We start from the raw sequence: 26,019 nt of genomic DNA on the forward strand, positions 1-26,019 counted from the left end.
GATTTCCATGACCATGGAGCGGGCCACGACGTCACGTCCGGCCAAATCTTTGGCGTTAGGCGCATAACGCTCCATAAAGCGCTCGCCATTTTTGTTGATGAGATAATCGCCTTCACCGCGGCAACCCTCGGTCACCAACACACCAGCGCCGGCGATGCCTGTCGGGTGAAATTGCCACATTTCGATGTCTTGTCAGACTTTACGGGCTTAGGCGATCAGACGGTATCGGTGACGGTGACGGATGATGATGCTGCCGGCTTTACACTGTCACCTATATCGGGGAACACAACAGAAGCTGGCGGTTCAGCCACATTCACAATTGTGCTGGATGTCCAGCCGATTGGCAGTGTCAGTTTGAATGTTTCAAGTAACAATCTGAATGAAGGATCTGTTGATAGTCCATCGATAACATTTACAAATGGCAACTGGGACATGACTCAGTTGGTTACCGTTACCGGAGTGGATGATAATGTTGATGATGGGGATATTTCTTTTAATGTTATTATCTCCATTGATGATGCTTCCAGCGATGATTATTTTGATCCCTTACCTGATCAAATGATATCTGTGACTAATGAAGACGATGATACTTTTGGTGCAATTGCCAGCGCGATAAGTGGTAATACTAGGGAGGAGGGTACAACGGCTACTTTTACGATTGTACTTAATTCAGAACCCACTGATGACGTGGAGTTCGGTTTAAGTTCCAGTGATGTTGCTGAGGGAACGGTGAGTCCATCAAGCATAACATTCACTAATGCAAACTGGAGCGATGAACAGATCGTGACAGTGACAGGAGTTGATGATGCCGTAGACGATGGCGATGTGAACTATTCGATAATCATTGCTCCTGCAACATCCACAGATATTAATTACAATGGATTAGATATTCCTGATATTTCGCTGGCAAACGAAGATGACGAGAATACTCCTCCCGCCATCGTAGGACAGGTTGCAGCTCATTCTACCAATGAAGATACACCGTTCAGTATTGCGCTTAGTGACCTCCTTGTAAACGATCCAGACGACACTTATCCGGAGAGCCATACTTTGATTCTTGAAAATGGAGCGAACTATCAGGTTGATGGGGTAAACATAATTCCTAGTGAAAATTTTTACGGATCACTTCAGGTCAAGGTCAAGGTCAGTGATGGCATAAATGAGTCCAATTTCTATGATTACTCCGTAGATGTGCTGCCGGTGAATGATAAGCCGGATCTGGAAGCAGATGTTTTGATAATTGCGTTTGGAAGCCATGGAGAAGGAAACCTCCTGATAAATGATTCTGATATTGAAAATGACAACCTTGAACTGACTGACATAGACCCATTGCCAGAGGGACTAACGTTTAGTGCAAATGGTGATTATTCATATGAAGGAAGATCGGAGATTGGAGTTTTTGCATTGGATTATGTGGTTTGTGATGATGGGGATCCTTCGGAGTGTTCACAGTCAACATTTACATTGACCATCGAGGATGGTGACCTTGATTCTGATGGAATACCGGATTCCTACGAACTTCAATTTAAAGATGTGGATGATGATGGAACACTAGAATACCTGGACGAAGACTCTGATAATGATGGCATTTTAGACGCAATCGAAGCAGGCAGTGATCCTAGAAATCCCGTAGATACGGATGGCGATGGCATACCGGATTTCGTGGATTTAGATAGTGACAATGATGGAAGATCTGATCTGGAAGAAGGTGTTAATGATTGCGATTACGATGAAATTTTGAATTATGTGGATAGCGATGATTTATGCGATATAAAAGTGGCCGTTGCTATCTCGCCTAATGGAGATGGAAAAAATGATGTGTGGATTATTCAGGGTATTGAGAAATACCCTAATAATAGAGTGATGATTTTTAATCGATGGGGAACCAAAATCTATGAAATAGATGGGTATGATAATGGGAGTAAAGTTTGGGGCGGAGAAATGAACAAGAGTTTGGGGGCAGGCAATGAGGCGGCCTATTCAACCTATTATTTCATAATAGATTTTAAGGATGGGTCCAGACCACTGGCAGGAAATATCCTAATTAGCAGATGATGGTTCGAAAGTTTCTATTTATCATCTTCCTCTTGATCATTGTTCAGTCAATGGCGCAACAACAATATGTGATTTCCCAATACATGTTCAATGGTTTGGTGGTCAATCCCGCCTATGCGGGAATTCACGAATCATGGAGTTTTACCATGATGACCAGGAGCCAGTGGAGTGGGATTCCAGGTGCTCCAACCACACATACCTTTTCCGCCCATGGCCCAATCACAAGAAATAAGGAGTCCTCAGCTGGGTTAATTTTTGTAAAGGATGAGTTTGGAGCCATTTCATTCAATAATGTATTTGGTGTATACACCTATCGAATATCTTTTGACAGAGGGCAGCAACACTTGTCTATGGGATTACAAGGTGGATTTTCAAACTTTCATGTTGAACTTTCACGAGAGGACTTGATTGACCCGGATGATCCTGCCCTGAATAGTGATTACAATTCGACCTTTCCAAATTTTGGAACCGGGATATACTACAGCGATAAAAAATTCTATGCTGGATTATCCGTGCCATTTATCGTTAATAATCGGTTGAACCAGAATGAGCAGGATTTAAGTCGTCAGGTGAGGCATTATTATCTGACAGGCGGAGGAATATTCATGCTAAATCATGACATTAAATATAAACCCAGCTTTATGGTTCGGTATCTGGATGGAGCAGCTCCGGATATAGATATTACCAATAGTTTTCTTTTAAAGGATATCATCTGGACAGGCATCACTTACCGATGGAGTAACTCAATTGATTTCATTCTTGAAATTCAATTCACCGATAATCTCAGGTTCGGATATTCCTATGGGTTGATCACGTCCGAGCTTAGTCAGGTTAGCACAGGATCACATGAGTTGGTAATTAACTACAGAATAAAAAAGCAACATCCAAAAGTCAATCACCCAAGAAGATTTAGATGAAGTTGGTCTATCATATCACGTTTTTTATTCTACTCATTCTTGATGTTCAGGGGCAGCATATTAAGCTTTTGAAAAACCTTGACCCGATCAAAGAGAGGGCCGATCGTCTGTATGAGACAGGCCACTATGAGGAAGCCGCGCTATTGTATGAAAAGGCATTTGAGAAAGACACCTCGGAATTGAGTATCGCCATTGCGACGGGTCAAAGCTATTATCATATCGATCAGTATAAAACATCTGAAAAATGGTTCCAGACTGGTATGAAGGAAGACCACACCGTCGAGGAAGACATCCTGGGTTTTGTTCAGGTATTGATCGCTAATCAGAAGTATGATGAAGCGAAAGAATGGCTTCACCGATACAAGGCGTTGAAAGGGGAGGATATTTTGATCACCAAAAAACTAGATGCCATCAATGAAATCCATTCACACTTCGAAGATTCTACAATCGTGGATTTTCATCCATTGAGCATCAATACAAAATATGCAGAGTTTAGTCCTTTTTATTATAAGAGAGGGATCATATTCTTGTCAGATCATCATTCAAATGATGTCACAAACGTGATGAATTGGAGTGATGAAGAATACATTTCGATCTTCTATACCGAAGAGTTAGAAAGTGGGCGGATGACTGACCCCATTGAGTTTCACAGCGGATTAAACTCTAACTATCATGAGGGACCATTGGTCTTCTTTGACACAAACAAAATCATTTTCACGAGAGCTGGAGTTCCCAAAAAAAAGAAGGATGAAAGTCACCTTGAATTGCATTATGCTGAATATGATGAGGCGCGTGACAGGTGGGTCAACATGGAACCATTGCCGTTTAATAGTAAATATTATTCCGTTGGTCAGCCAGCAATTTCGCAAGATGGCTCTGTTCTGATATTCACCTCAAATATGCCAGGTGGATACGGGGGAGCTGATCTTTATATCTCAAAGAAAGTAGATGGAGAATGGAGCGTGGCAAAAAATCTTGGTTCCTATATTAATTCATCAGGTGATGATATGTTTCCTTTTCTGGTTGATGATCAGTTGGTCTTTGCTTCTGATGGACATGGCGGTCTTGGCGATCTGGATTTGTTTCGAACACCGCTAAATCCCACAACTCACGATGAAGTTAAAAACCTGGGTTATCCCTTTAATTCACCTTATGCTGATTTTGGATTTATCTCAGATCCGCTTGGTAGGTCAGGCTACTTCACCTCCAATAGGAAAAACGGAGGGATGGATGATGATCTGTTCAGGTTTAGAATAAAGTGGTCAAAGATTAGATGCTTGGTGCTGGATGCTGAAAGTCAGAAACCGATTGAAAATGCTATCGCACAATTTATTTCAGGTGAATCCCTTTTAGACACCAGATATACAGACTCTACCGGAATGGTTGACTTTTTGGCAAAACCTGGTGAGGAGCTACTTATTGAATTAAAAAAAGAAGGATATGTATCCAATGCCACCACAATTTTGACCGATGATTTGTTTGCGGGTAAATCTCATGCAACAACTGTACTTTTAGAAAAGAAGGTAGAAGTTGCGGAGAGAGAAATGACCACCAGAGAAAAGCTGGAGCAGCTCTACAATAGAAAGAAGGCCATGATTCAGGTAAATGGTCGTGTATACGAATATCGGGAGATAGGAAATAGTAGCTTCATTGTAAATGCCGATGAGAGCATCTTGCTTTCTCACGATCCCCCCAATCCCGAATTGACATTGGAAGAAAGAGCACGAGCTTCAGTGGCTGCACAGGGACTCCAAATGGAGGAAGTTTACATGGTAAAGAACATCTACTTTGATCTGGCATCTGCTGAGCTTTCGGAAGAGGCAAAAAAGGAATTGAGCAAGGTTGTGAAGATTATGACTGTCGATCAGAAAATTGCCTTTGCAATCAATTCATATACGGATAGCCGTGGTAGTCTTGCAGCCAATGACGAGCTTGCTTTCCGCAGATCGCAGATGATAGCCAGGTATTTTTTGGAGAATGATATTCCAGGTAGTCGATTGATTCTGGATAGCTATGGTGAGCAGGGGCTTTTAAATGATTGCGATGACGATACGGAATGTGAAGAATTGTATCATGCCGTTAATAGACGTGCTGAATTTGAACTTGTAATGCGAAAAATTTATAAAGGAGAATGAGAAGAGTTTGCTTTCAGTTTTTGATTTTACTTGGAGCGATTTCTTTTGGAGTTGGTCAGGAAAATGCGGTGAGCTGCAATGAAGCTGAGATGGCGTTCACCAAATTTAATGATCCCTGTGTCAGTCGTATCGCTTCCAATAACTGCGTGAATCTGGACATTACCGACTCATATGATTTTGAAGGAAAGGAGTTCACCTTCATTTGGGATATGGGGGATGGAACTGTGCTGGAAGGGTTAAATATTGATCACTGCTATAGAAATCCGGGTGCCTATCAGGCTAAGCTGAATCTCAAAGATCCGATAACTAAAGTGATCATTCGTGAAGAAGCGGTTATCGACATTATCATCAAAGGTTCGTTTGAACTAACGTTAGATCAGTTGGAGGATGTACGTACTGAAATTGAGGAGACGACTTCATACGAATTGGATTACCCCGACTCTGCCTATCAGGTGAAGGAAATCTATTGGGATTTTGGAGACGGCATATTCTCATGTGAGCCTAGGCCTGCACACACCTATGCCCAAACCGGAAACTATCAGCGTACATTACTCATAAAATTGACTTCAGCTATTGATAGTTTAGTGCTGTGCGCAACCGATAGTATTGAAGTGAAACTATCAGACCCAACCGCAGGGTTGCTGGTTTCTACCATGAATGGTATAGCGAGTGATTCCCGATTTTTGGAAGACAAACCAAAGTATCGATTATTAAAATCAGATTCCGATCAATACACTGAGGCTACAAGTTTGGCAGAGCTCTTAGATAGCCAATTTCTTCGTGTAATTACATTTCGTGGTAACCTGATTTTCGACTCGGGACAAATCGATGTGTCTGCGGAGGAGGACATTAAAAGCATCCAAAATAAAATCAGTGAAAGAACAATTCAGCTTGCGGAATCTGTGCCATCTAAAATGGATCCTATATTCTTTGAGCTGGATCAAGATGAGCTAAGCAGGAAAAATAAGAAGACCCTGAAGGACAATGCCGAGCTTTTGCTGAATCTGCCGATGCTTAAAATCGGCATAGGCGTGTATACGAGTTCGGGAGGCTCATACAACAAGAGCCTGTCACTATCAATGAAAAGAGCTGATCTGATCAAATCCTTTCTAATGGAAAGTGGAATTGAAGAAAATAGAATTGTCATTTTCAACCCAAACAGTGCAAGAACTTTAATTAACACCTGCATCTCCGGAGATTGCGACTATGTGGATAAAGCTTTGGATAGGAGAGCAGATTTTAAATTTTTGGAGAGCATCCCTTGATGAATAAAGTAAAAACGATATTGTTTACTCTTTTGATTTTGGTGGGAAGCTTTGCGTCTGGTCAGCGGATACCCAATGAGATTGAGAATATAGATTACCTGGTCACTTTTGGTAACGAGGCACCTGCTTCCTGGGGAGATGATGATCACGTTCAGGTTTTCTTTTTCCTGATCCCCGATGAATTTACAGAGCCAATCTATTTGAGAGTTTTTGATCCTGATGTAGGCGGAGAGATTGATGAAATTAAAGGAGAATGGAACTCAGCACATAGGATATCGATCTACGGAGGTCAAGGTGCTCATTCAAATAAAGATGCCAAGAAAGTTGATCCTGTGGGAGAGTATAAAAGTGGCAATCTTCTCGCATCAAAAGTATTTAAGGACAATCCTGAGTTTGATGGAAAGTGGTTTACTTTCGGCCCGTTCAACCCGATTGAAGGAGAGTCAGATCCTACTTTACCAAATGGTCGAATTTTCAAAGTGATCATGGAAGGAGTGAAGGGAGATGATGGAAATCTTTACCAATACTTTTTAAGTGCCGATCCTGATGTGAATGAAGAGGTAGAGGGCTCAAACGCATTTACCTATGAATATTCGTTCCGACTACCCGTAGCAAGTGGAGAGATTAGTCACATCTATCCATTTGTAGACAAGAATGTAATATCCATCACACAGCACAATTTTGATTTTGATTATGACGGGGAATTGGTACTCTATTCCGTGGTGAAAAATCGCCATAAAATCAAAAAGTCGGGAGATCTCAAGTGGGCAAGTTCAGTTCATGAGATCACACCGGAAGAGCAAAATTCAACCATTGAAATTCAGATCATCAAACAAGGAAAGCCGAACAATAATATGGTTTTCTTTCTTCGGAATCAATATGAAGAAGCCATTCGATTTTACGGAATTCCGATCGGGGGCCCACCTAGATATAAATATGTTGTTAACCTGAAATATTACCAGAAAGATGATAACTAGAATCAAAGCTTCTTTCATCGGTATATTTTCATGTCTGGCGCTATCGGCATCTCTCCACCAGTATGACATTCGCCATTTCAATCCTGAAACTGGACTAAACGGGACATACGTGTATACCACCATTCAGGGGCCTCAGGGATACAAATGGGTGGGTACTGACTATGGCCTTACTCGATTTAATGGATTGGATTTCGAGTTGATGGATGGAAATGATTCTACAAAGAAAAACTTCACAACGGCCGCCTACAGCGATCAAGGAGAAATCTATTTTGGCTACTTCAATGGACAGATCAAGCGATTCAATGGTGTAGGTTTTCAAGTCCTGTATAAACCGGAAAATGAACAGAATTCAATTGTGGGTATTGTGAGAAGTAATGATCAGCTAGTTGCACTTACTCAAAACAATGGGCTTCTTCTTATTTCAAAGGATTCTGTAAGATATGCACAGTTTGCCGAGCTTAAAAATCAAAAAGCCAACTTCATTTATGAATTTCAGGATTTCTTGTTGATCGGTACAAACGAGGGATTGTTAGTATTTGAATATCGCCAAGGTACAATTCAGTTTACCGGTCGTATTTCTGGTCTGGAGTATATGTCAGTTCAAACCCTTGAAAAGAGCAAGGAAGTTGATAATGCTTTTTGGGTTGGGACTGATTATGGGGTCTATCACTTGGAGCTGAATGGTGATGGTAGAGGTGGAGAAACATATAAGACCGACTACCTCGAGACAGCCTCAATCACATCAATAAAGGAGACTGCCAATTTTGATCTTTGGATTGGCACAAAGTATAGCGGGCTGGTCAAAATAGACTTTAATCGCAATAACTCAAAGTCTCGACAGTTTACCTACTTCAATCGAAAGGGTGGGTTTCCGGGAGATCAAATTTCAACACTATACAGAGATGCTGATGAGAGTTTATGGATAGGAACGATCGGAGATGGGCTGATTCAGGTTAGAAAAAAAGGTCTCCTCTTTTACAATTTTGAATCGTTCAGGGCACGATCAGTAAACTCCATTTCTGGAAACTCAAGGCATGAATTTTTCTTCGGAACCGATGTGGGACTGATTAAAGGTTTTTATACCGGGCAGTTGGATAGTGTGAATTTTGAGCTGATAGAGCACCGAGCAACCTTAGGCAATAACATTTCAGCAGTTTTTGTAGATAAGAAAGATCAAATCTATTTCGCGGCAGATGATAAAGGGCTTTACGTTTCGGACGCCACGCTGAGGAATTTTAAGAAAATCAATTTCGATCATGGTAAAGGCTCCTTTAAGGTCAGACAAATTTTGAAGGATTCTGAGGATAACTTATGGTTGTCATTACATCAGAAGGGGGTGTATGTGCTTGACTCACAGCATAATGTCATTAATCATTTTTCTACCCGAACAGGATTTTACCACAATGAAATCTATCATATTCATTTTGATAAAAAAGGAAATACATGGTTTGCGGCACATGGTGCGGGATTGGCCATTATGAAACCCGATAGTTCTATTGTCTATATGACCAAAGAAGGTCTATTCCCAGCTCATGATGTCAATGACATTTCGGAAGATGAATACGGAAATATCTGGATTGGAACACATGGAAATGGGATTTATGAATATACAGGTGATGAGTTTGTGCGAGTTTCTACGGAGGAGGGATTATTAAACAACTATTGTAATTCAATCATAAGTGACAAGAACAATCATGTTTGGGCTACCCATCGAACAGGGCTTAGTAGGGTGGATGAGTTTACAGAAGCGGTCTCTACCATTCAAAAAAAGGATGGACTAATGGTGACTGAATTTATCCACAATTCCATTTACAGAGATGTCGATCACAATATCTGGATTGGGAATAGAAATGGAGTCACCTTTTTGAGTACACCGGATGAGATTTTTGAATCACAAATAATTAAGCCGATTATCTCGGATGTTAAAGTGAATTATGCACCGATGGATCTATATCGATTCAGCAAGCAAACTGAGGCGACAGGGAAGGTGCCTGAAGGTCTTGTTTTTCCTTATAACTACAACAACCTCACCTTCGAGTTTATCTCTATCAATCTGAGAAACCCTACTTCAAATCTGTATCAGTTTTGGCTGGAGGGGCAGGAGTCCGAATGGTCCCCAATAACGAATGACAATCACATAACATTCACAAACTTGAAGCCCGGTGATTACACTTTTTATGTTCGTCAGTCTGACAATCCTAATCATTGGGGAGATAATATCGCCAGTCTGAGTTTTCAGGTGAAACCTCCATGGTGGAACACCTGGTGGGCCATTTTACTTTTCATTTTGGTGGGCTCTTTAATGATTTATTCCCTCATAAAATGGCAGACAAGTCGATTGAGAAATCGAATGAACGAAAAAATGCGATTGATTTCAATTACGGAAAGTCAAAATAAGCGGTTGAAGGAATTTTCATTCATCACCTCTCATAATACCCGATCCTCCGTTTCAAACATTATGGGGCTTATCTCTGCGTTGGAATCGGATCCTAGTAATAATGAGTTTATTAAAATGCTTCGGACTTCTTCAGATCGGCTAAACCTAACCATTCGTCACATAAATGATTTGTTGAATTTTGAAAATGATCGGGAGAGTTTGGATCGGGTTCCGTGCAACGTAAAAAACACGATTGAAAACATTTTAAGTGCGAATGATGAACTAATACAAGAAAAGCAAGCTCAAGTTGTAGTGAATGTTTCGGATGATCTTAATGTATTTGGTGCACCTACCTATTTGCAAAGCGCGCTGAATAATTTGATTTCAAATGCGCTTCATTATGGTATTACAGATGAGTCTAAAGTGGTCAGAATTAGTGCTGAAAAGCAAGTTGATGAAGTGGAAATCCAAATCGAGGATCATGGAATTGGGATCGATTTGCAGCGATTTGGTGATAAGCTGTTTAGTCTGGGTGCTCGTTTCCATCAGAAAAAATCTCAGGGTGATGGTTTGGGTATGTTCATATCACGAAACCAGATTGAAGGGATGGAGGGAGAGATCTCTATAAGCAGCCTACCTGGGAAAGGCACAACCGTTCACATTCATCTCAAGAGTGCTGGGTAAAATGCCTTTTGGCAGGGATGTTTCCGTACTTCAGAAAGTCGGTTTAATTCAATTAAAATATAAACACATTGAGTATTTTGGATGTGAAGTATGATGAGTGAGACGAAGGTGTTTTTAATAAGATTTCAACTAGCAGTCTTATTTCTTTTTTTAGTCTTTCATTCTAGTGGTCAGGTCACTTTGAATGAAAATGAGCCAATCTATCAGCTCAATTCAAATTGTTCCGTATTTACCACTCCTGATACCTTGAGTGGACAAGCAGCCTGGAAAGCAATTACAAATAATTCGCTTAAAATCGTCAAAGACCGAACAAATCCTGGTATAAGTAATTCAGCTTATTGGATTCAAATCCCAATCATCAATCAATCTCAGGAGACAAGCTTCTATTTAGAGATAGATTATCCTCAATTGGATTACCTACAGCTTTTTGAGATACAAGAAGATACAGTGTTGAAATTATATGAGACCGGAGATCGGTTTGTTTTTGATCAGCGTCCGGTGAGCTACAGAAATTTCGCTTTTCCTCTCACCATCCCGAAAGGTCAGCAAACGACCTATCTGCTAAATGTGGACAAGAGGCTTTCTGCTTCTCGCTTCCCACTGACCCTTTATAGGGAATCAGCATTTTGGAAGATGTACAATCAAGAAACAATTTTCTATGGATTTTGCTTCGGATTTATAGGTTTGGTAGCTCTCATGTCCCTCATCGTAGGCATCCGCATGAAGATGTACATTTTTATATGGTATGCTCTTTATGTGCTCACGTTTGGTTTGAGATGCTTCGCAAAACTGGGCTATGGGTATCAGTACATCACATTTAACCATCCTGAGTTCAATACCCATTTCTTTCCGTTCACCACTCAGCTGGCGATGTTTTTCCTCATCATGTACATTCAGAGGTACTTCAATTCGGAGAAACACATGCCAGTTTTTAATCGGGTTATGGATGTAATTCTTTTCCTATTTATTTTAAGCTCTTTAGCTTGGGTACTCTTTCCTGGATTCATTATTACTGCCGGTCCAGTTTTGATTTCGATAAGGTATGTAGTCCTGATCCTTACGATCGTTTTTGCCTACAGCAGTGCGATCAACCATCTTAAAATCGATGCATTCAGGTCAAAAATATTTTTGGTTGCATACTCTGTTTTCTTTTTGGGAGTAGTAAGCCAAATACTAATCGAATATGGAGCCATTACTTCTTCTCTAGTACCTGGAGATCCGTTGTTTGCCGGATTTTTCATCGAGGTGGGTGTGCTTTCATATGCTATGATATTTTTAATTCTGGAGATCATCAAAGAGAAGAATGAGCTTTTTAAATCAAACCAAAAACTCAACGAACTGGTAAAGAAGCTGGAGGAAAAATCACAGGAAGAGGAGCAACAGTTTGTAATACTAAAGAGTAAAGCCGTGGTGGATCCGGGTCGTATCCGCTATATACAAGCAGATGATCATTACCTGGAGTTTTATTTGAATGACAAGGATCGACCGGAGGTAGACAGAAATAAACTAAGTGCTATCCTGGAAATTTTGCCGGCACAGTTCGTACAGATACACCGGTCCACTATCGTCAATCTGGAATATGTGAAGACGATCTATGGAAGCTACCTGCTTCTCAAGAATGGAGAGGAATTGAAGCTATCCAGGACATACAAGCCAGAACTGGAGGAACGGCTGGCAAAGTGATTATGCATTTCGCGTTGGCCTTTGTGTCATTCACGACAAAAATTGCGAAATACCGAAATAGAGCTACTTAATTAGGGGTATAAATCAACCACTTAGTTTTTATGCCACTATCCAAATCTACTATTGAGGACAACCTGACCAACCGTGAAATTCAGCTCATCAGATGGCTGAGAAAGGGGTACACTCGAAGTGAAATATCCGACAAGATGGCCATGAGTGTTCATACCTATGATGGCTACCGTAAGAACATAAGAATAAAGCTACAAATCAAGAGCCAGGCGGATTGGGCTCGAGTGCTAATGCAGGTGGCTTGATGATCAGTTAACCGAGTAGAAATTTTCTTTAGCTTTCTCCAAATGAGCCGACTTATCATTGGCTTTTTCATTCATTTCAAAATGATCTTTTGACCACTTGGAATCATAAAAATCGATTTTATATACTTGTGGCTTTTGAAAAAATAACCCAAGAAAATAACGATGAAGAAAGTACTACTGATGATGTGCATCATGACTGGTCTAAGCACAGCAAATGCACAGGAAGAATCCAGCTTTACGGACGATGAGCTCAAAACATATGCGACAGTGATGGTGTGGGCTGAGGTGGAGAAGGAGCGAATGACGGAGACCTACAATGACTGGATCAATAATGATGAGACATTGGAGGCAGCACGCTTTGTGAAAATTAAATCAGCAAAAGGAGATTCGGTTAAGCTTCAGGAGTTTGAGGTAACTGATGATGAACTAACTGCATTTGAGCAGATACAGGCAAGCTATGATAGCATGACCTCATCTTTCAAAGAAGTATACATAGGAAAGATAAAAGAAGATATCGGAGTTGGACTGTATAATTCACTCAAAAAGGAGCTGAAGTCCAACGCTGAAGTGAAGTCGAGATATCAAACCATTTATGATGGACTGTTGGAGGAGACCACCTCTGGCGAAGAAGACGAGACAGAAGAGTAATTAATGAAGGCCCTGATTTATCGGGGCTTTTTTATGCTTTGGTTATAAGCTCTATTCCATCTTTCTTCAATGCAATGAGCTTTTTCTTATACAGGATTCCAACGGATCGTTTAAAGTTTTTCTTGCTCATCTGCAAGAGGGATTGAATCTCCTCAGGGTCACTTTTGTCATGCAGTGGAAGAAAGCCATTGTTTGACTTCAATTCATCCAATATTTGCTGAGCTCCCATTTCCAGGTTTTCCAAGCCTTCTTTTCTAAGGCTCACATCTATTTTTCCATCTTCACGGATGGACTTTATATATCCCTTTATCCGATCGCCTTCCAATACATCATGGAAGAGGTCACTTTCATAAATAAGACCTCTATGGCTGTTGTTGATCACCACGTTTACTCCTAATTCTGTGGTATTAGCAATGAGTAGGTCTACTTCTTCACCTTCTTCAACTGTAATCTCTCGCTTGAAATATTTAGCAATCTTGGCTGTGGCGGCCAGCCTGTCAGTTTTTACATCCAGGAAAAGATAGACCAGACACCAATGGCCTCTTTGCAGTTTGTTGTTTTGCTCTCGAAAGGGCACTAGCAAGTCTTTATCGATCCCCCAGTCCAGAAATGCACCAACACTGCTGGTGTCCTTCACTTTCAGATAAGCAAACTCATTGACCACCGCATATGGTGTCTGTGTAGTGCAGATGATTCGATCTTCAGAGTCACGGTAGACAAATACTTTTAGTTCATCGCCTTCTTTTGTGCCGTGAGGAATGTATTTGGTAGGGAGAAGCACGTCCGTCTCACCGTCTGTAAGAAAAGCTCCGGGGCTTGTGATACGATCTACTTCAAGGGTGTGATATTCTCCAATGGTCATGTGAATGCAAAAATACCTAGTCCCGCATTACCAAAAATGAAAAAAGGTCTCGGATGACCAAGACCTTTTCTATAGATGGCTGTTTGTAATCAGGAGAGTGCTAGCTGTATGTTTAAGTCAAGCTTAACCTCATCACCAACTACTACTCCTCCGGCCTCAGTTACCATATTCCAGGTCAGCCCAAAATCTTTTCGGTTGATTTTACCTTTAATTTCGAATCCCGCTTTTGTGTTGCCATATCCATCTTCCATAGTACCGCCGTATTCCACATCAAGCTCAAGTTCTTTGCTTACATCTTTGATAGTAAGCGGTCCTACAAGCTTATAGTCGTTCCCGTTCTTTTGGAGCCGTCCTTCGAAAGTGATGTTTGGATAATTTTCTACTGAGAAAAAGTCATCGCTCTTTAAATGATTATCCCGATCCTTTACATTGGTGTCGATGCTGTTAACATCGAGGCTGAATGAAACTTCAGCATTATCGAAATCTTCTTGCTCTGTTTCTAAATGTCCTTCAAAGCTCTTGAATGTGCCGGTTACTGTAGAGATCACCAGGTGCTTTACTTTAAATTGAACCTCGCTATGTGTTGGATCAATTTTCCATTGTGTTTTAGTTAAAGTTTCCATTTTTATTCTATATCAATTTTAATATGTATTAACATTAAATGTATATACATATAAATGAATAAAAATGTTTCAAACTCTGCTAAATATTTTTAAATTTTCATTTCGGGGATATCACCTTCTACTACCAATCGGCCAGCAGTGGCATTTTTTATTTCCTCTACTGAGATACCGGGAGCTCGTTCTATTAGTTTGAATCCTTGGGGTGTTATATCTAACACTGCAAGATTGGTTACTACTTTCTTAACACATTTCACTCCCGTAATAGGTAGGGTGCATTCGCTGAGGAGCTTGGATTCTCCTTCTCGATTTGTATGCATCATGGCAACAATGATGTTTTCGGCAGAGGCAACCAGATCCATAGCTCCGCCCATTCCTTTCACCATTTTTCCTGGAATTTTCCAGTTGGCTATGTCCCCATTATCGGCAACTTCCATAGCGCCGAGCACGGTCAGTTGAACATGTTGTCCTCTTATCATTGCAAATGAGGTGGCTGAGTCGAAGATGGACGCTCCTGGCAGTGTGGTCACTGTTTGTTTTCCCGCATTGATTAGGTCAGCATCGACTTGCTCTTCGGTGGGAAAAGGCCCCATTCCAAGTAATCCATTTTCAGATTGAAACTCCACATCGATTCCTTCAGGAATGTAGTTGGCTACCAAAGTAGGGATGCCAATTCCAAGATTTACATACCATCCATCTCTCAGTTCCTGTGCGATTCGTTTCGCTATTCCGTCTTTATCTAACATTTCAATTTGATGATTTGGAGATTAATAGATTTGATGATTTGGCTCTTTTACTTGTTGCAATAATTTTGGAGAGCACTTTTATTATTGAAGTTAATTCACTTCTTAAGTCTTCTGTATTTGGATATGAATCTGATTCCTGACAAATAAGAAGCCAGTATTCAGTTTCATCGGCCTCTTTTGCAGCTATCTTAAGCTTGTGAATGAAGTCAGCTTTACTTTCTGCATTTTGAGATTCCCTAACATTAGCACCAATCGATGTTCCGGATTTAATGAGCTGCCTTGCAATAACATATTTCTTATCACGTTCCAGATTTTCTGAGAATGCGACAATTTTCAAAGCAAACTGAAAACTTAGTTCTACAATAAGATTTTCTTTATCACTTCTCATTTCCAAATCATTTCATTTCCAAATTGATTCATCGAGTAGTTCTCTGTTCAATTCTCTTTTCGTATTGCTCTCCCTGGAAGATACGCTGCACGAATATGCCGGGTGTATGAATGAAGTTGGGATCCAGCTCTCCAGGCTCCACGAGTTCTTCCACTTCTGCAATGGTAATCTTTCCTGCCATTGCCATAGGAGGGTTGAAATTTCTCGCAGTTCCTTTATAAATCAAGTTTCCAGCCTTATCACCTTTCCATGCCTTCACAATGGCGAAATCTGCAGTTAAGGCAGACTCAAGGATGTGTGGCTTGCCATTAAACTCCCTCACTTCCTTCCCCTCAGCTACTTCTGTTCCGTATCCGGCAGGAGTGAAGAAGGCTGGGATGCCTGCACCTCCGGCCCTGCATCTTTCGGCTAGTGAACCTTGTGGTATGAGGTCTACTTCAAGTTCTCCGCTAAGCATCTGCCGCTCAAACTCTGCATTCTCACCAACATAGGATGAGATCATTTTTTTGATTTGTCGCTTATGAAGCAATAGTCCTAAGCCGAAATCATCTACTCCTGCATTGTTGGAAATACAAGTGAGTCCTTTCACTCCTGACTTTACCAGTGCGGCAATTGAATTTTCCGGAATACCGCATAGTCCAAAGCCACCCAGCATAAGGGTCATATTATCTTCTATTTCGCGGATTGCCTCCTCCGCATTAGCTACTACTTTGTTAATCATGATTTGAAGTTAACCAGTATGCAAATTAAAAAGCCATTCGTTGTTGGACGAATGGCTAATAAAATTATTTGATTAAAAAGACTATTCGTCTTTCAGGCATTCAACGGGATTGACCCGAGTCGCTTGTAAAGTTTGATATGCAATTGCCATAAGAGTCAATAGCACGGCAATTACAGCTGGCATTATGACCAGCATAATAGAGATGTTGGTTCGATAAACAAATCCCTCTAGCCAATCACTCATGAACCAATAGGCAACTGGTAACCCAATCAAGAATGCAACGCCGATGAGAATCAAGAATCGATTGCTAATGATTAACCAGATGCTTTGTGTAGATGCGCCCAGTACTTTTCGCACACCTATTTCTTTAAGTTTTGTTTCGATTATAAATCCGACCATTCCAATAAGTCCCAAACAGCTAATGAGAATTGCAATAGCTGCAAATACTTTGATCATGGTGCCGAGCCGTTCTTCTTTTTGATATTGCTCATTGAACAGGTCATCTACAAATCGATAGTTTGGGTCACTTTCAGAGTCAAATTGAGCGAAGACATTTTCAATGTAGTTGAGTGTTTCTCGTAAATTTTCCGAACTAAGCTTTAAACTGATACGACGATACCTATCTCTTGTAAGAAACAATGTAGGAACGATAGGACTATGTAAAGATTCAAAATGAAAGTCTTTCATTACGCCGATGATTCGTCCTTCTGATGGGCCGTAACCTAACTTTTTACCTACAATTTCAGTTGGGTCATTAAATCCAAGTGCTTTTGCTGCCGCCTCGTTAATAATGTAATGTCCTGTGACCATTGTATCAGGCAGTAGATTGGTTTCCATTCCATCTCTAAAATTTTCACCCGCCAAAATGTCAATACCATACGTATCCAGAAAATATTTATCCACAGTAACCACAGGGAGTCTAAAGTTGGTAGCAATGGCAGAGTCTCCTTTAAAGAAACGGGAACCCCAATTATCGGCCAGCCTTCCGGTTGGTATCCTGGAAGAAAAGGTAGCCTTTTCAATTTGGGGGTTTTTCAAAAGCTCATTTCTAAACGTTTCATTATTGTGATCTCCTCTTGGCAAATTCAGCGTGACCATGTATTGCCTGTCAAAACCCGGATCTGAATTTTGAATAAATTTCATTTGACTTTCAATCACACCTATCGAAAACAAAAGTCCAATTGTCACAATATATTGAAACGTAACAAGGAAGGATCTGAAATTCCATTTGCTGGCATTCATAGATTGCTCGCCTTTCAATGCCTGAACCAGATTGATCTTTGAAAGAAAAAGAGCTGGATAAAGTCCGGCCAGACTACCTACCGTGATCAATAGGATCAATAATCCAAAGAAAATATCTGTTTGGATGAAAGGATTGAAAGCCAGTTCCTTGTCCATAAAGTTATTGAGGTAGGGGAGTGCCCATAGGATCAATATTATTGCCAGAGGTAAAGACACGGCGACTACCAACACAGATTCAGATAGAAATTGTTTGATAAGGGAGGACTTAAAAGCTCCAATAACCTTTCGTACTCCCACTTCTTTCATTCTTCTGGAGTAGTGTGATGTGGCAATGTTCATATAATTGACACAGGCGATAAGCAAAAGGAGTACACCAACTATTCCAAATATATAAACCTGTTCAATAGAACCATTTGTTTCATACTCGCCTTCCAGGTTTGATTTCAGGTGGATATCCAGCAATGGTTGAAATTCGAAATCATAGAAGTTCCTAGCATCAACTCCTGAATCAAATTGACCTATGTATTTATCCCAAAATTCTTCATTTGCAGCTTGAGTTAAACGAGGAATATCAGCCCCTGGATTGGTGCGAATAAAGGTCATCCAATTGTAGTTACCACCAACATTATTAGCGGCATCTTCACCCATAATCATTTCCACAAATCGGATAGGCGCTAGATAATCAAAGTGGAAATGCTGCTGGGCAGGCATATCCTCAATTACCGCTGTTACTTTGAAAGGAGCTTCATTGTCATCTCGTGAAAGGGTGACAGTCTCTCCAATAATATTCTTTTCTTCCCAGTCATTACCAAAAATTTTAATGGCTGTAGCTCGTGTTAATACAAGCGAATAGATGTCAGGAAATACAGATTCTTCAGCGCCAGCCAGAAATTCAAAATCAAATATTTCGAATGCATCCGGATCGCAGAAAACGACCTGTTCACTTCTAAAAGTTTGATCTTTATATGCCAGATCTGGAAGAGCCCATGCATAGAATCTTGTTGCATGAGTAATCTCACTGTAATCTTCTTTTAGCCGACTGGCATGTCCGGCAGAAGCAAATGCCCATTGCCGACTTAGATCACCATCTCGAGTATAATTTTTTACTGTGACTCGATAGATGTTTTCGGCATGTTCATGATGCCGATCATAACTGAGTTCATCCTTTATAAAAAGGGCGATGAGCACAAAGGCGGCTATCCCTGTAGATAGGCCTATTACATTGATAACCGTACTGGATTTGTATTTCCAGAGGTTTCTTAGTCCGATTTTAAAGTAGTTTTTAAACATAGTAGTTTCCTTTTCAATTGAGTTTTGAGCTTCGATTTTTTTTGCCATGTCTGGCTTAAATAGCCGAATGATTTGCCAGTTGTACCATCTCCTGGCCCGGCTTAGTCCTTTGCTTTTAATTAATAATTGATACTCCTCCTCCAGATCTCCTTGCACATCCTCGTAATAGTCTTCCTTTAGAAACCATGCTAGGAATTTAGTAGACCAGGATGGGGGAGAATGCCGCTGCTTATCCATGCTTTTGAGTATTCGTATGATATATCAGGGATTGCAGACCAAAGCTTCATTCGAGTTTCTTTGGTATAGTCCAGAGCCGCTTTCCCCGTTTTTGTGACCTTAAAATAACGTTTTCTTTTTCCTCCGCGAATTGCTGTCGCTTCTCCAAGTTCTGATTTTAAATACCCTTTTTTTTCCATTCTTCTAAGAGCGGTTTGCAACGCACTTACACTTACACTTCTATTCAGGCGTGCTTCTATATCCTCTTTAATGGATACACCGTAGGCATCTTCGTGGAGAATGGCCACTGTGAGTAACACTATCTCTTCGAATTCACCAAGCTGATATTCTTTCATATTTCTTTATTTACTAAATGTAAATTAAATGATAAAATTTCTAAACGTAAATAATATGATTGGGTTATAAAAAAAGCCGCTCCGAAAATCAGAGCGGCCTACAAATTGATCTAATTACTTAAAACTAGATTGTTAGCTTAAAGTTAACAGGAACTGCTATTTTTCCTACTACTGCTTCGCCCTCTTTATTTTTAGCAGGAACGAAGGTCAAATCTTTCAAAACTTCTTTTACGGCATCTCGAAGGTCAGTGCATGGGTACGAATCAAATTCGTGATTGATCACTTTTCCTGCCTGGTCTACCTTCAGGGTTACAATTACTTTCCCTTCAACGCCTTTTTCCTTGCATACTTGAGGATATTCTATTTTGGAGATTACTTCTTTGTAGTTAGTAGCTTTTGGGCTTTCAGATTTGTCATTCCCATTGTTAGCTAGTGCACCCAGTACAAAAAACACCATTGTTAGTGCGAGTAGTTGCTTTTTCATATCTCCGTCTCTTTTAATGTTTCCTAAATGTTACGTTATCAACACTGTAATGTTATCTTAAGTTTATCTAAAATCAAAAGAAAGTGTGTTAAGTCTTAACATTAACATAACATTGGGGATTTTTATCGATAAATAAGCCCTTATAAGCGCCCAAATAGAGTTTTGTGGATAACTATTTTTGATTCGATGACGAGATAATTTGGCTCGACGCTATTTTCGTATCATGTCACTCACCATTTATCGGTCTTCCGCTGGATCTGGAAAAACATACACGTTAGCTAAGGAATATCTCAAGCTGGCCCTTAGATCTCCCGATTATTATCAGCGCATCTTAGCGGTAACATTTACCAACCGTGCTGCGGAGGAAATGAAGGAGCGAGTTCTTGAGTTTCTGATTGATATTTCGAAAGGAAAACACGAGCTAATAAGAGTGTATGCTCAGGAGCTAGGTAAGTCTGAGGATCAAATACAGGCGGCTGCCAAGGATGCCTTGACCCATTTGCTGCATCACTATGGTTATTTCAATATTACCACCATCGACACCTTTTTTCACCGGGTGATTCGGGCGTTTTCTCGTGAGATAGGATTGCAGGGGAGTTTTGGCATAGAGCTGGATACAGACAAAGTAGCTGAATTCATCACTTCCAATGTTTTTCAGGGAGTGGAGGAGAATAAGCAGCTGCGAAACTGGCTGGTTGATTTTTCAATGAGCAAATTGATAAACGGGAGCAGCTATGAATTTAAGAATGATGTGGGTGAGCTTGCGCGTCAACTTTTCAAAGAAGACTTCAAGAAACTACCCAAAGGTCAGTTTGATGATGATGCCCGTGAAAGAATAAAAATTCTCAAAGATGACTTACTTAAGCGTAAGTCCATTTTTGAGGATAGGCTGAAGAAGTTTGGCGAGGAGTTTTTTGAAAAGCAGCGAGCATCTGGCATTGGACTTGATGATTTTGCTGGCGGAAAGAAGCAGACCATCCCCAATTTTTTTAACCGACTGATGGAGGGAGACTCAGCTCTTAACAAGACCATGCAAAGTGCCGCAGAGGATGCTTCAGCCTGGTCTACAAAAACGAGCTCGAAGAAGGATTTGATTATTCAGTTTGCAGAGAATACCGGCATCCCGTTGCTAAACCAGATCACAGAATATGTCGAAAAGAATGAGAAGGATTACCTCACTGCTAAGGCGATTTTAAAGCATCTTTTCACAGTTGGCCTGATCACCAATTTATCCCAACAACTACAAGAGTATAAAAAAGAGGAGGAGGTGATCATGATCTCAGACCTTCCTGATTTTCTCTCTCAGATCATTGACGATTCAGGATCACCTTTTATCTATGAAAAAGTAGGAACTCGCTACGCTCATTTCCTGATTGACGAGTTTCAGGACACTTCGCAGTTTCAGTGGAACAACTTTAAGCCACTCCTCGAGGAAAGTCTTGCCAATGGCAATGAAAACATCATTGTGGGAGATGCTAAGCAGTCGATCTATGGCTGGAGGGGAGGAGACCCTACACTGCTCTTGAAAGGAGTAAAAAACGATCTGCCACAGGCACAGGTGGATCCATCAAAAAACACCAACTGGAGGAGTGCTAAAAATGTGGTTCATTTCAATAACCACCTGTTTGCCTCATTGCCCAAAATCATGACCGACGAGATGGGTGATGTGATTACTGATGAAGAGCGAGCTATGATTTTATCTACGTATGATGAAGTGGAGCAGGAGGTAGCGCCATACCATCAAGATGTGGAAGGTCTGGTTCAGGTTGAATTTTTGGATGCTGAGCGGGGCGAGTGGAAAACCAGAGCTATGGAGCGATCTGTGGAAACCATCGAACACTTGTTAAAGGAGGGGCACAAGCTCAATGATATTGCCATTCTTGTTCGATCTAATAAGGATGCCGCGGATATCGTGGAGCATGTATTGGAATACAGAAGAAACACGGACACCCAGGTGGAAGTGATTTCTGCGGAAGGCATGTTGCTTTCCAATTCATCCGTTGTTCAGTTGCTGCTCTCGGCCTTCAAGCATTTGCTGCACCCGGATGACGATAGTATTCTTGCAGACCTGGTTTTTAGATATCAGCAGGATAGCAAAGGCAATACCTTTCAAAGCCATCAGGATTTTGCAAAACTGGGTTCCGGAGCTTTGCCTTCCAGTTTTACCAAATTCAAGAAACATTTACTACACCTACCTATTCTGGAGTTGACGGAGGTTTTGATCCGCTCTTTTGAGCTAGATAAAGTCTCATCTGAATTTGCCTACCTGCAGGCTTTTCAGGATGCTGTGCTGGAATACACTAAAAATCATCGTTCTGATCTAAGGCTATTTTTGGAGTGGTGGGAAGATGCCGGAAAGAAACGTTCAGTTCAGCTGACAGGCACGCTGGACGCTGTGGAAGTTATCACCTCGCACAAGTCGAAAGGGTTGCAATATCCGATTGTGATTGTGCCGTTTTGCAACTATCGATTTGACGCAATGTCTCAGCCTACCTGGTATCAATCACCGTATGATGCGAGTGAAGCATTGCCTGTTGATTACAAGTCTGAGCTGGACAAAACCCACTTCTCATCAAGCTATAAAAAGGATTTAGCTAAATGGCATCTGGAAAGCCTGAATGTGCTTTATGTTGCCTTCACCCGTGCAGAAAATGGATTGTATGCCTTCTGCGAACCACCACCCAAAAGTCAGGAAGGCATGTATGGTACAGCTTCGAAACTTCTGTGGAAGTATTTTGATTTGAATAAGCCTGACGGGTGGCAGGAAGGAGCCAGCATATTTAAGAGAGGGTCATTACCCGTGAAACATAGGGAGTCAAAAGATGAGTTGATATCACTTGCAGGGTATCCTACATTCAAGTGGAGCAATAAGCTTTCTGTGAGAAAAACAGGAAAGGCCTACTACGACGATGAGGTAGAGAAGCAGCGAAATGAGGGGATACTTCTTCACCAGATATTATCTGAAATTTATCACTGGGAGCAGACAGGCGATGTACTGGACAGGTACGAAAAGCGAATGGAAATTACATCGGAGGACAGGTCTCGATTTGAAAGGATCATCTCCAATCTTTGGGGTAATGAACAAGTGAAACAGTGGTTTGATGGTGCCGGCGAAGTGAAAACAGAAGTGGTGGTACTACCGAAAGATGGGGACACTAAGCGAATGGATCGCGTGGTGATAGATGGAAACAACGCAACGGTGATCGATTTCAAAAGTGGGCTGCCAAAATCTCAGGACAATAAGCAGCTAAACGAATATACCCAGCTACTCAAAGAGATGGGATATGAGGTAGATGGATATCTGCTGTACTTGAAAACGGGGGAGGTGAGAGAAGCTTAGAGGTTGGTTTGCGGCTTTCATCCTCGTTACAAACGAGGACGAGAAGAGGGTGCGGAATAATAAAACTCCTTCCCAACGCTGAGAAGGAGTTTTTTAAAAACCAATTCTGTTTTAATCTTTGTCTAATGTCTTATCAATCAAATAGGTCAGGTACTCCCTATGACCTTTTGTTGAGATGTCAGGAGATTTTGCTTTGGATACCATCTTATTAATAGATTTTAGCTGTCGGAAAGCTTCTGCTTTGGATATGCTATTGTAATTATCACCCTTCATCACCTCCGCTAGTCGATTGACATATTCTGTTTGCAGGTTTTGTCTTTGATAGTTTACGCTTCCGGAAATATCATCTTTGAATATTCCGTTTGTCAAGTCGGTAGCATATTCTGCCAGCCTGTAGGTGTTGCCATACATCTCAGTATCTATAATCCTTTGCCATGTACGTGCATGCATCATGTGATTCAGAATGTTTTGCTGAAAAGCCAGAATACGATCATGAATTTTTGGATCTTCAGTCTGCCCCCAAAAGTCAAACCCTCTGCGCTGATTTTGTAGATAGCTATACACTTCCGATGGAGTTTGTAGTGCATTAGGACTAAAGCCATAAGTGTTTAAAGCATTCATTGCCTGTTTTTGCACAGCATATGGCACAGGAGTGAATGGCTGGGAAGCACCTTCCTGCCCAATAAAAGATCGATCCACATAAACTCCACCCGGGTATCTACTGATGGCCGTAAGCCCTTGCCACCAGTCTCCGGTAAGGAAGTAGTAGCAATTATTAAAATACTGGTAAGAAGTATTCTCTTTAGCTACCTTATCCATAAGGCCTTTTAGTGATTGATCAATCAGTTTGAAACGGTCAATGGCATATTGGATCGGCTGATTGGTCTGATCCCAGGTTTGGGCACGTGGATCAATTCCTATCCCTGGTGAACGCATGTCATCAGCATCATTGCCAAATAGGAGCTCCGGCTGAGTAGAACGAGACAAGATATCATTTAGCCCTGCTTCTTCTTCTTTGGGATCAAATACTTTATAGCCGTATTCAATTGCCCATTTATCGTATGGTCCTGGAGTCACTTCATAATACAGTCCTTGCTTCTCAGGATCCAGCGCAAGGTTTACCCCGGAGTAATCCATTACTGAGCCAGTCATCCCATAGGTGCTGGTGAACTCTTTATCATGAATCTTTTCATTGTCTAGAAAGTGACTTGCTTTAAAGTTGTGGTTCAACCCAAGGGTGTGACCTACTTCATGAAGGGAAAGCATCATCAACGATTGATTGATCAGTTCTTTTTCTTCTGCCTCTCCACGTCCAAGTGCCTGGATCATGGTTCGACCCGCATTGAAATTGGCTGCCAACTCTGACGCGAAAGCACAATGTTTGGCATTGAATCGTTCTGGCTTAGTGGAAGCTGTACGTGTATAAATATCACTCTCTGTGATCTCAGCACGAATAAATCCATAGTACATGATTACATCTGCTCCCAGCATCTGTCCAGTCCGTGGGTTGAAAAAGCTGGGACCAAAGGCACCACCATATAGTCCACGGGGTAGTGAAACCCATCGAATCACATTGTAACGGATATCGTCTGCATCCCATTCGGCATCATCTGGTTGAACCTTTACTACCATTGCGTTTTTAAAACCTGCTTGTTCGAAAGCCCGGTTCCAGCGGAGTATGCCTTGCCTGATTGGCTCTCTGAAATCTTCAGGTGTGGTGTTTTCAATCCACCATACGATGGGTTCTACAGGCTCTGATAGTTCAGCGTTCGGATCTTTTTTTACAAGGTGCCATCGAGAGATCATATCTCTGTACGGTGTAGCAGAGCGATCCACCATGTCAGTAACACGTTGGCCAAAATAGCCGACTCGTGGATCATCAAAACGAGGACGATAGTCATTCTCAGGCATCTTGATAATGGTATTGTAAACTTTGATACTTAGGAACCTGGGATCCGTTAAGTCATCATCCCAAACCGGCCAAAACATGCCGGCAGTGGAATTTTCATAAACCATTTCTACCCGGAAGTCTGTATTCTCTTCAAAGCTTTTGATTTGCAAAAACTTTGTTTTGCTGTCACTAAGGCTGCCGAACTTCAAGGCATTGGGGTTATTGTTGGTCGGATCAGGTCTGGGGGTTATTTGCACAAATGCTTCTTTTAAGAATAAAGGCTCTGCTTTAATAAGATGCGTTTTGCCATCTTTCGATGATGCCTCGATCTTTTCTGAATAGATAATTGGTCGATTCAGGTTAGCATCTTTCGCCCTGCTTAGAGGGTCATTTACATCAAAATAGGCCGTAATGTTTTCCAGAGTGATCTCAATTCGTTCGTAGCTCTTACTAATTGTAAAAACCTTCTCATAACCATAGCTGCCCCTCTCGTAAAAATCGAGCGGCGCATCCATAATCTGAGAAAAGTGGATGTACTCAGGGCCCATCTGATCCTGACGCACTTCCATGTAAACACTGCCTTTGACGGTATCCTGATAGACTTTGAAAAGCCCATCGTAAACCTTACATGTCTTGGTGATATCTTCGATAGTTTTCTTGTCAGATTTTTCTTCTTTGTCTTTTTCTTGAGATTGAACAGTCATGTAAAGTCCCAGCCATAGAAAAGCGATAGCAATTTTTTTGATCATGAGTGAAAATGGTGTTTGGTAAGTGGTTCAAGTTACCTAATTCTATGCTGTTATTTACA

The 26,019-nt window shown here is 41.1% G+C and carries 20 protein-coding genes; 10 read left to right on the plus strand and 10 right to left on the minus strand.

All coding sequences use genetic code 11. The annotated features are described in order from the left end of the window. The coding region (locus ACEQZT_RS03120) for an FAD-binding protein (protein ID WP_370087138.1) at window positions 1–180 on the minus strand (180 nt) is incomplete at its 3' end. A gap of 378 nt (window positions 181–558) precedes the next feature. On the opposite strand from ACEQZT_RS03120, the gene ACEQZT_RS03125 reads away from it, so the two are divergent. The 9 genes from ACEQZT_RS03125 (at window position 559) to ACEQZT_RS03165 (ending at window position 13,055) form a co-directional block, all read left to right on the plus strand. Beyond that, a complete protein-coding gene (locus ACEQZT_RS03125) occupies window positions 559–2,055 on the plus strand; it encodes a gliding motility-associated C-terminal domain-containing protein (RefSeq protein WP_372530132.1) in 1,497 nt (498 codons plus the stop codon). Then, entirely contained in the window at window positions 2,052–2,972 is a 921-nt protein-coding gene (locus ACEQZT_RS03130) for a type IX secretion system membrane protein PorP/SprF (protein ID WP_370087142.1), read from the plus strand. The genes ACEQZT_RS03125 and ACEQZT_RS03130 overlap by 4 nt, the downstream gene beginning before the upstream one ends. Next, window positions 2,969–5,107: an OmpA family protein gene (locus tag ACEQZT_RS03135; RefSeq protein WP_370087144.1), complete on the plus strand. Its 2,139-nt coding sequence runs from the start codon at window positions 2,969–2,971 to the stop codon at window positions 5,105–5,107. Before ACEQZT_RS03130 ends, ACEQZT_RS03135 begins: the two co-directional genes overlap by 4 nt. Then, window positions 5,104–6,372 (plus strand): PKD domain-containing protein, encoded by a 1,269-nt coding sequence (locus ACEQZT_RS03140; protein ID WP_370087146.1) that lies wholly within the window; start codon window positions 5,104–5,106, stop codon window positions 6,370–6,372. Before ACEQZT_RS03135 ends, ACEQZT_RS03140 begins: the two co-directional genes overlap by 4 nt. Further along, window positions 6,372–7,349, plus strand: coding sequence for a hypothetical protein (locus ACEQZT_RS03145; RefSeq protein WP_370087148.1), 978 nt, complete (start codon window positions 6,372–6,374; stop codon window positions 7,347–7,349). Before ACEQZT_RS03140 ends, ACEQZT_RS03145 begins: the two co-directional genes overlap by 1 nt. Then, a complete protein-coding gene (locus ACEQZT_RS03150; RefSeq protein ID WP_370087150.1) occupies window positions 7,339–10,410 on the plus strand; it encodes a two-component regulator propeller domain-containing protein in 3,072 nt (1,023 codons plus the stop codon). Before ACEQZT_RS03145 ends, ACEQZT_RS03150 begins: the two co-directional genes overlap by 11 nt. Before the next feature lie 90 nt (window positions 10,411–10,500). After that, window positions 10,501–12,093 carry a 7TM-DISM domain-containing protein gene (locus ACEQZT_RS03155; RefSeq protein ID WP_372530127.1) on the plus strand — a complete coding sequence of 531 codons (1,593 nt, stop codon included), beginning with the start codon at window positions 10,501–10,503 and terminating at the stop codon, window positions 12,091–12,093. A 101-nt stretch (window positions 12,094–12,194) separates the two neighbouring features. Then, window positions 12,195–12,407 carry a response regulator transcription factor gene (locus ACEQZT_RS03160; RefSeq protein ID WP_370087154.1) on the plus strand — a complete coding sequence of 71 codons (213 nt, stop codon included), beginning with the start codon at window positions 12,195–12,197 and terminating at the stop codon, window positions 12,405–12,407. 162 nt (window positions 12,408–12,569) lie between these two features. Next, window positions 12,570–13,055 (plus strand): hypothetical protein, encoded by a 486-nt coding sequence (locus ACEQZT_RS03165; protein WP_370087156.1) that lies wholly within the window; start codon window positions 12,570–12,572, stop codon window positions 13,053–13,055. 31 nt (window positions 13,056–13,086) lie between these two features. Here ACEQZT_RS03165 and ACEQZT_RS03170 read toward each other — a convergent pair whose 3' ends face one another. From ACEQZT_RS03170 to ACEQZT_RS03205, 8 genes are all read right to left on the minus strand, one after another. Continuing rightward, window positions 13,087–13,917, minus strand: coding sequence for a S1 RNA-binding domain-containing protein (locus ACEQZT_RS03170; protein ID WP_370087158.1), 831 nt, complete (start codon window positions 13,915–13,917; stop codon window positions 13,087–13,089). Between the two features lie 89 nt (window positions 13,918–14,006). Beyond that, on the minus strand, window positions 14,007–14,540 hold the full coding sequence (locus ACEQZT_RS03175) for a YceI family protein (RefSeq protein WP_370087160.1): 534 nt from the start codon (window positions 14,538–14,540) through the stop codon (window positions 14,007–14,009). An 89-nt stretch (window positions 14,541–14,629) separates the two neighbouring features. Continuing rightward, window positions 14,630–15,283 (minus strand): 3-oxoacid CoA-transferase subunit B, encoded by a 654-nt coding sequence (locus ACEQZT_RS03180; protein ID WP_370087162.1) that lies wholly within the window; start codon window positions 15,281–15,283, stop codon window positions 14,630–14,632. A gap of 1 nt (window position 15,284) precedes the next feature. Continuing rightward, the gene (locus ACEQZT_RS03185; protein ID WP_370087164.1) at window positions 15,285–15,671 is read right to left on the minus strand and encodes a four helix bundle protein; all 387 of its coding nucleotides are present in this window, start codon (window positions 15,669–15,671) and stop codon (window positions 15,285–15,287) included. 28 nt (window positions 15,672–15,699) lie between these two features. Continuing rightward, window positions 15,700–16,392, minus strand: coding sequence for a CoA transferase subunit A (locus ACEQZT_RS03190; RefSeq protein ID WP_370087166.1), 693 nt, complete (start codon window positions 16,390–16,392; stop codon window positions 15,700–15,702). Between the two features lie 81 nt (window positions 16,393–16,473). After that, window positions 16,474–19,161: an ABC transporter permease gene (locus tag ACEQZT_RS03195; RefSeq protein WP_370087168.1), complete on the minus strand. Its 2,688-nt coding sequence runs from the start codon at window positions 19,159–19,161 to the stop codon at window positions 16,474–16,476. Then, entirely contained in the window at window positions 19,113–19,496 is a 384-nt protein-coding gene (locus ACEQZT_RS03200; RefSeq protein WP_370087170.1) for a PadR family transcriptional regulator, read from the minus strand. The genes ACEQZT_RS03195 and ACEQZT_RS03200 overlap by 49 nt, the downstream gene beginning before the upstream one ends. A gap of 124 nt (window positions 19,497–19,620) precedes the next feature. After that, window positions 19,621–19,980 carry an energy transducer TonB gene (locus ACEQZT_RS03205; protein WP_370087172.1) on the minus strand — a complete coding sequence of 120 codons (360 nt, stop codon included), beginning with the start codon at window positions 19,978–19,980 and terminating at the stop codon, window positions 19,621–19,623. A 223-nt stretch (window positions 19,981–20,203) separates the two neighbouring features. Here ACEQZT_RS03205 and ACEQZT_RS03210 point away from each other — a divergent pair, with 223 nt between their 5' ends. Continuing rightward, complete coding sequence (locus ACEQZT_RS03210) at window positions 20,204–23,320, plus strand: UvrD-helicase domain-containing protein (RefSeq protein WP_370087174.1); 3,117 nt, start codon at window positions 20,204–20,206, stop codon at window positions 23,318–23,320. A 111-nt stretch (window positions 23,321–23,431) separates the two neighbouring features. On the opposite strand, the gene ACEQZT_RS03215 is transcribed toward ACEQZT_RS03210, so the two are convergent. Next, window positions 23,432–25,960 (minus strand): zinc-dependent metalloprotease, encoded by a 2,529-nt coding sequence (locus ACEQZT_RS03215; protein ID WP_370087176.1) that lies wholly within the window; start codon window positions 25,958–25,960, stop codon window positions 23,432–23,434. Window positions 25,961–26,019 lie beyond the last annotated feature (59 nt).

Source organism: Ekhidna sp., assembly GCF_964218185.1.
Taxonomy (GTDB): Bacteria; Bacteroidota; Bacteroidia; order Cytophagales; family Cyclobacteriaceae; genus Ekhidna.

Coding starts and splice junctions, on each gene's coding strand:
- ACEQZT_RS03125 (WP_372530132.1), top strand. CDS start 559: ATGATATCTGTGACTAATGAAGACGATGATACTTTTGGTGCAATTGCC.
- ACEQZT_RS03130 (WP_370087142.1), top strand. CDS start 2,052: ATGATGGTTCGAAAGTTTCTATTTATCATCTTCCTCTTGATCATTGTT.
- ACEQZT_RS03135 (WP_370087144.1), top strand. CDS start 2,969: ATGAAGTTGGTCTATCATATCACGTTTTTTATTCTACTCATTCTTGAT.
- ACEQZT_RS03140 (WP_370087146.1), top strand. CDS start 5,104: ATGAGAAGAGTTTGCTTTCAGTTTTTGATTTTACTTGGAGCGATTTCT.
- ACEQZT_RS03145 (WP_370087148.1), top strand. CDS start 6,372: ATGAATAAAGTAAAAACGATATTGTTTACTCTTTTGATTTTGGTGGGA.
- ACEQZT_RS03150 (WP_370087150.1), top strand. CDS start 7,339: ATGATAACTAGAATCAAAGCTTCTTTCATCGGTATATTTTCATGTCTG.
- ACEQZT_RS03155 (WP_372530127.1), top strand. CDS start 10,501: ATGATGAGTGAGACGAAGGTGTTTTTAATAAGATTTCAACTAGCAGTC.
- ACEQZT_RS03160 (WP_370087154.1), top strand. CDS start 12,195: ATGCCACTATCCAAATCTACTATTGAGGACAACCTGACCAACCGTGAA.
- ACEQZT_RS03165 (WP_370087156.1), top strand. CDS start 12,570: ATGAAGAAAGTACTACTGATGATGTGCATCATGACTGGTCTAAGCACA.
- ACEQZT_RS03170 (WP_370087158.1), bottom strand. CDS start 13,917: ATGACCATTGGAGAATATCACACCCTTGAAGTAGATCGTATCACAAGC.
- ACEQZT_RS03175 (WP_370087160.1), bottom strand. CDS start 14,540: ATGGAAACTTTAACTAAAACACAATGGAAAATTGATCCAACACATAGC.
- ACEQZT_RS03180 (WP_370087162.1), bottom strand. CDS start 15,283: ATGTTAGATAAAGACGGAATAGCGAAACGAATCGCACAGGAACTGAGA.
- ACEQZT_RS03185 (WP_370087164.1), bottom strand. CDS start 15,671: ATGAGAAGTGATAAAGAAAATCTTATTGTAGAACTAAGTTTTCAGTTT.
- ACEQZT_RS03190 (WP_370087166.1), bottom strand. CDS start 16,392: ATGATTAACAAAGTAGTAGCTAATGCGGAGGAGGCAATCCGCGAAATA.
- ACEQZT_RS03195 (WP_370087168.1), bottom strand. CDS start 19,161: ATGGATAAGCAGCGGCATTCTCCCCCATCCTGGTCTACTAAATTCCTA.
- ACEQZT_RS03200 (WP_370087170.1), bottom strand. CDS start 19,496: ATGAAAGAATATCAGCTTGGTGAATTCGAAGAGATAGTGTTACTCACA.
- ACEQZT_RS03205 (WP_370087172.1), bottom strand. CDS start 19,980: ATGAAAAAGCAACTACTCGCACTAACAATGGTGTTTTTTGTACTGGGT.
- ACEQZT_RS03210 (WP_370087174.1), top strand. CDS start 20,204: ATGTCACTCACCATTTATCGGTCTTCCGCTGGATCTGGAAAAACATAC.
- ACEQZT_RS03215 (WP_370087176.1), bottom strand. CDS start 25,960: ATGATCAAAAAAATTGCTATCGCTTTTCTATGGCTGGGACTTTACATG.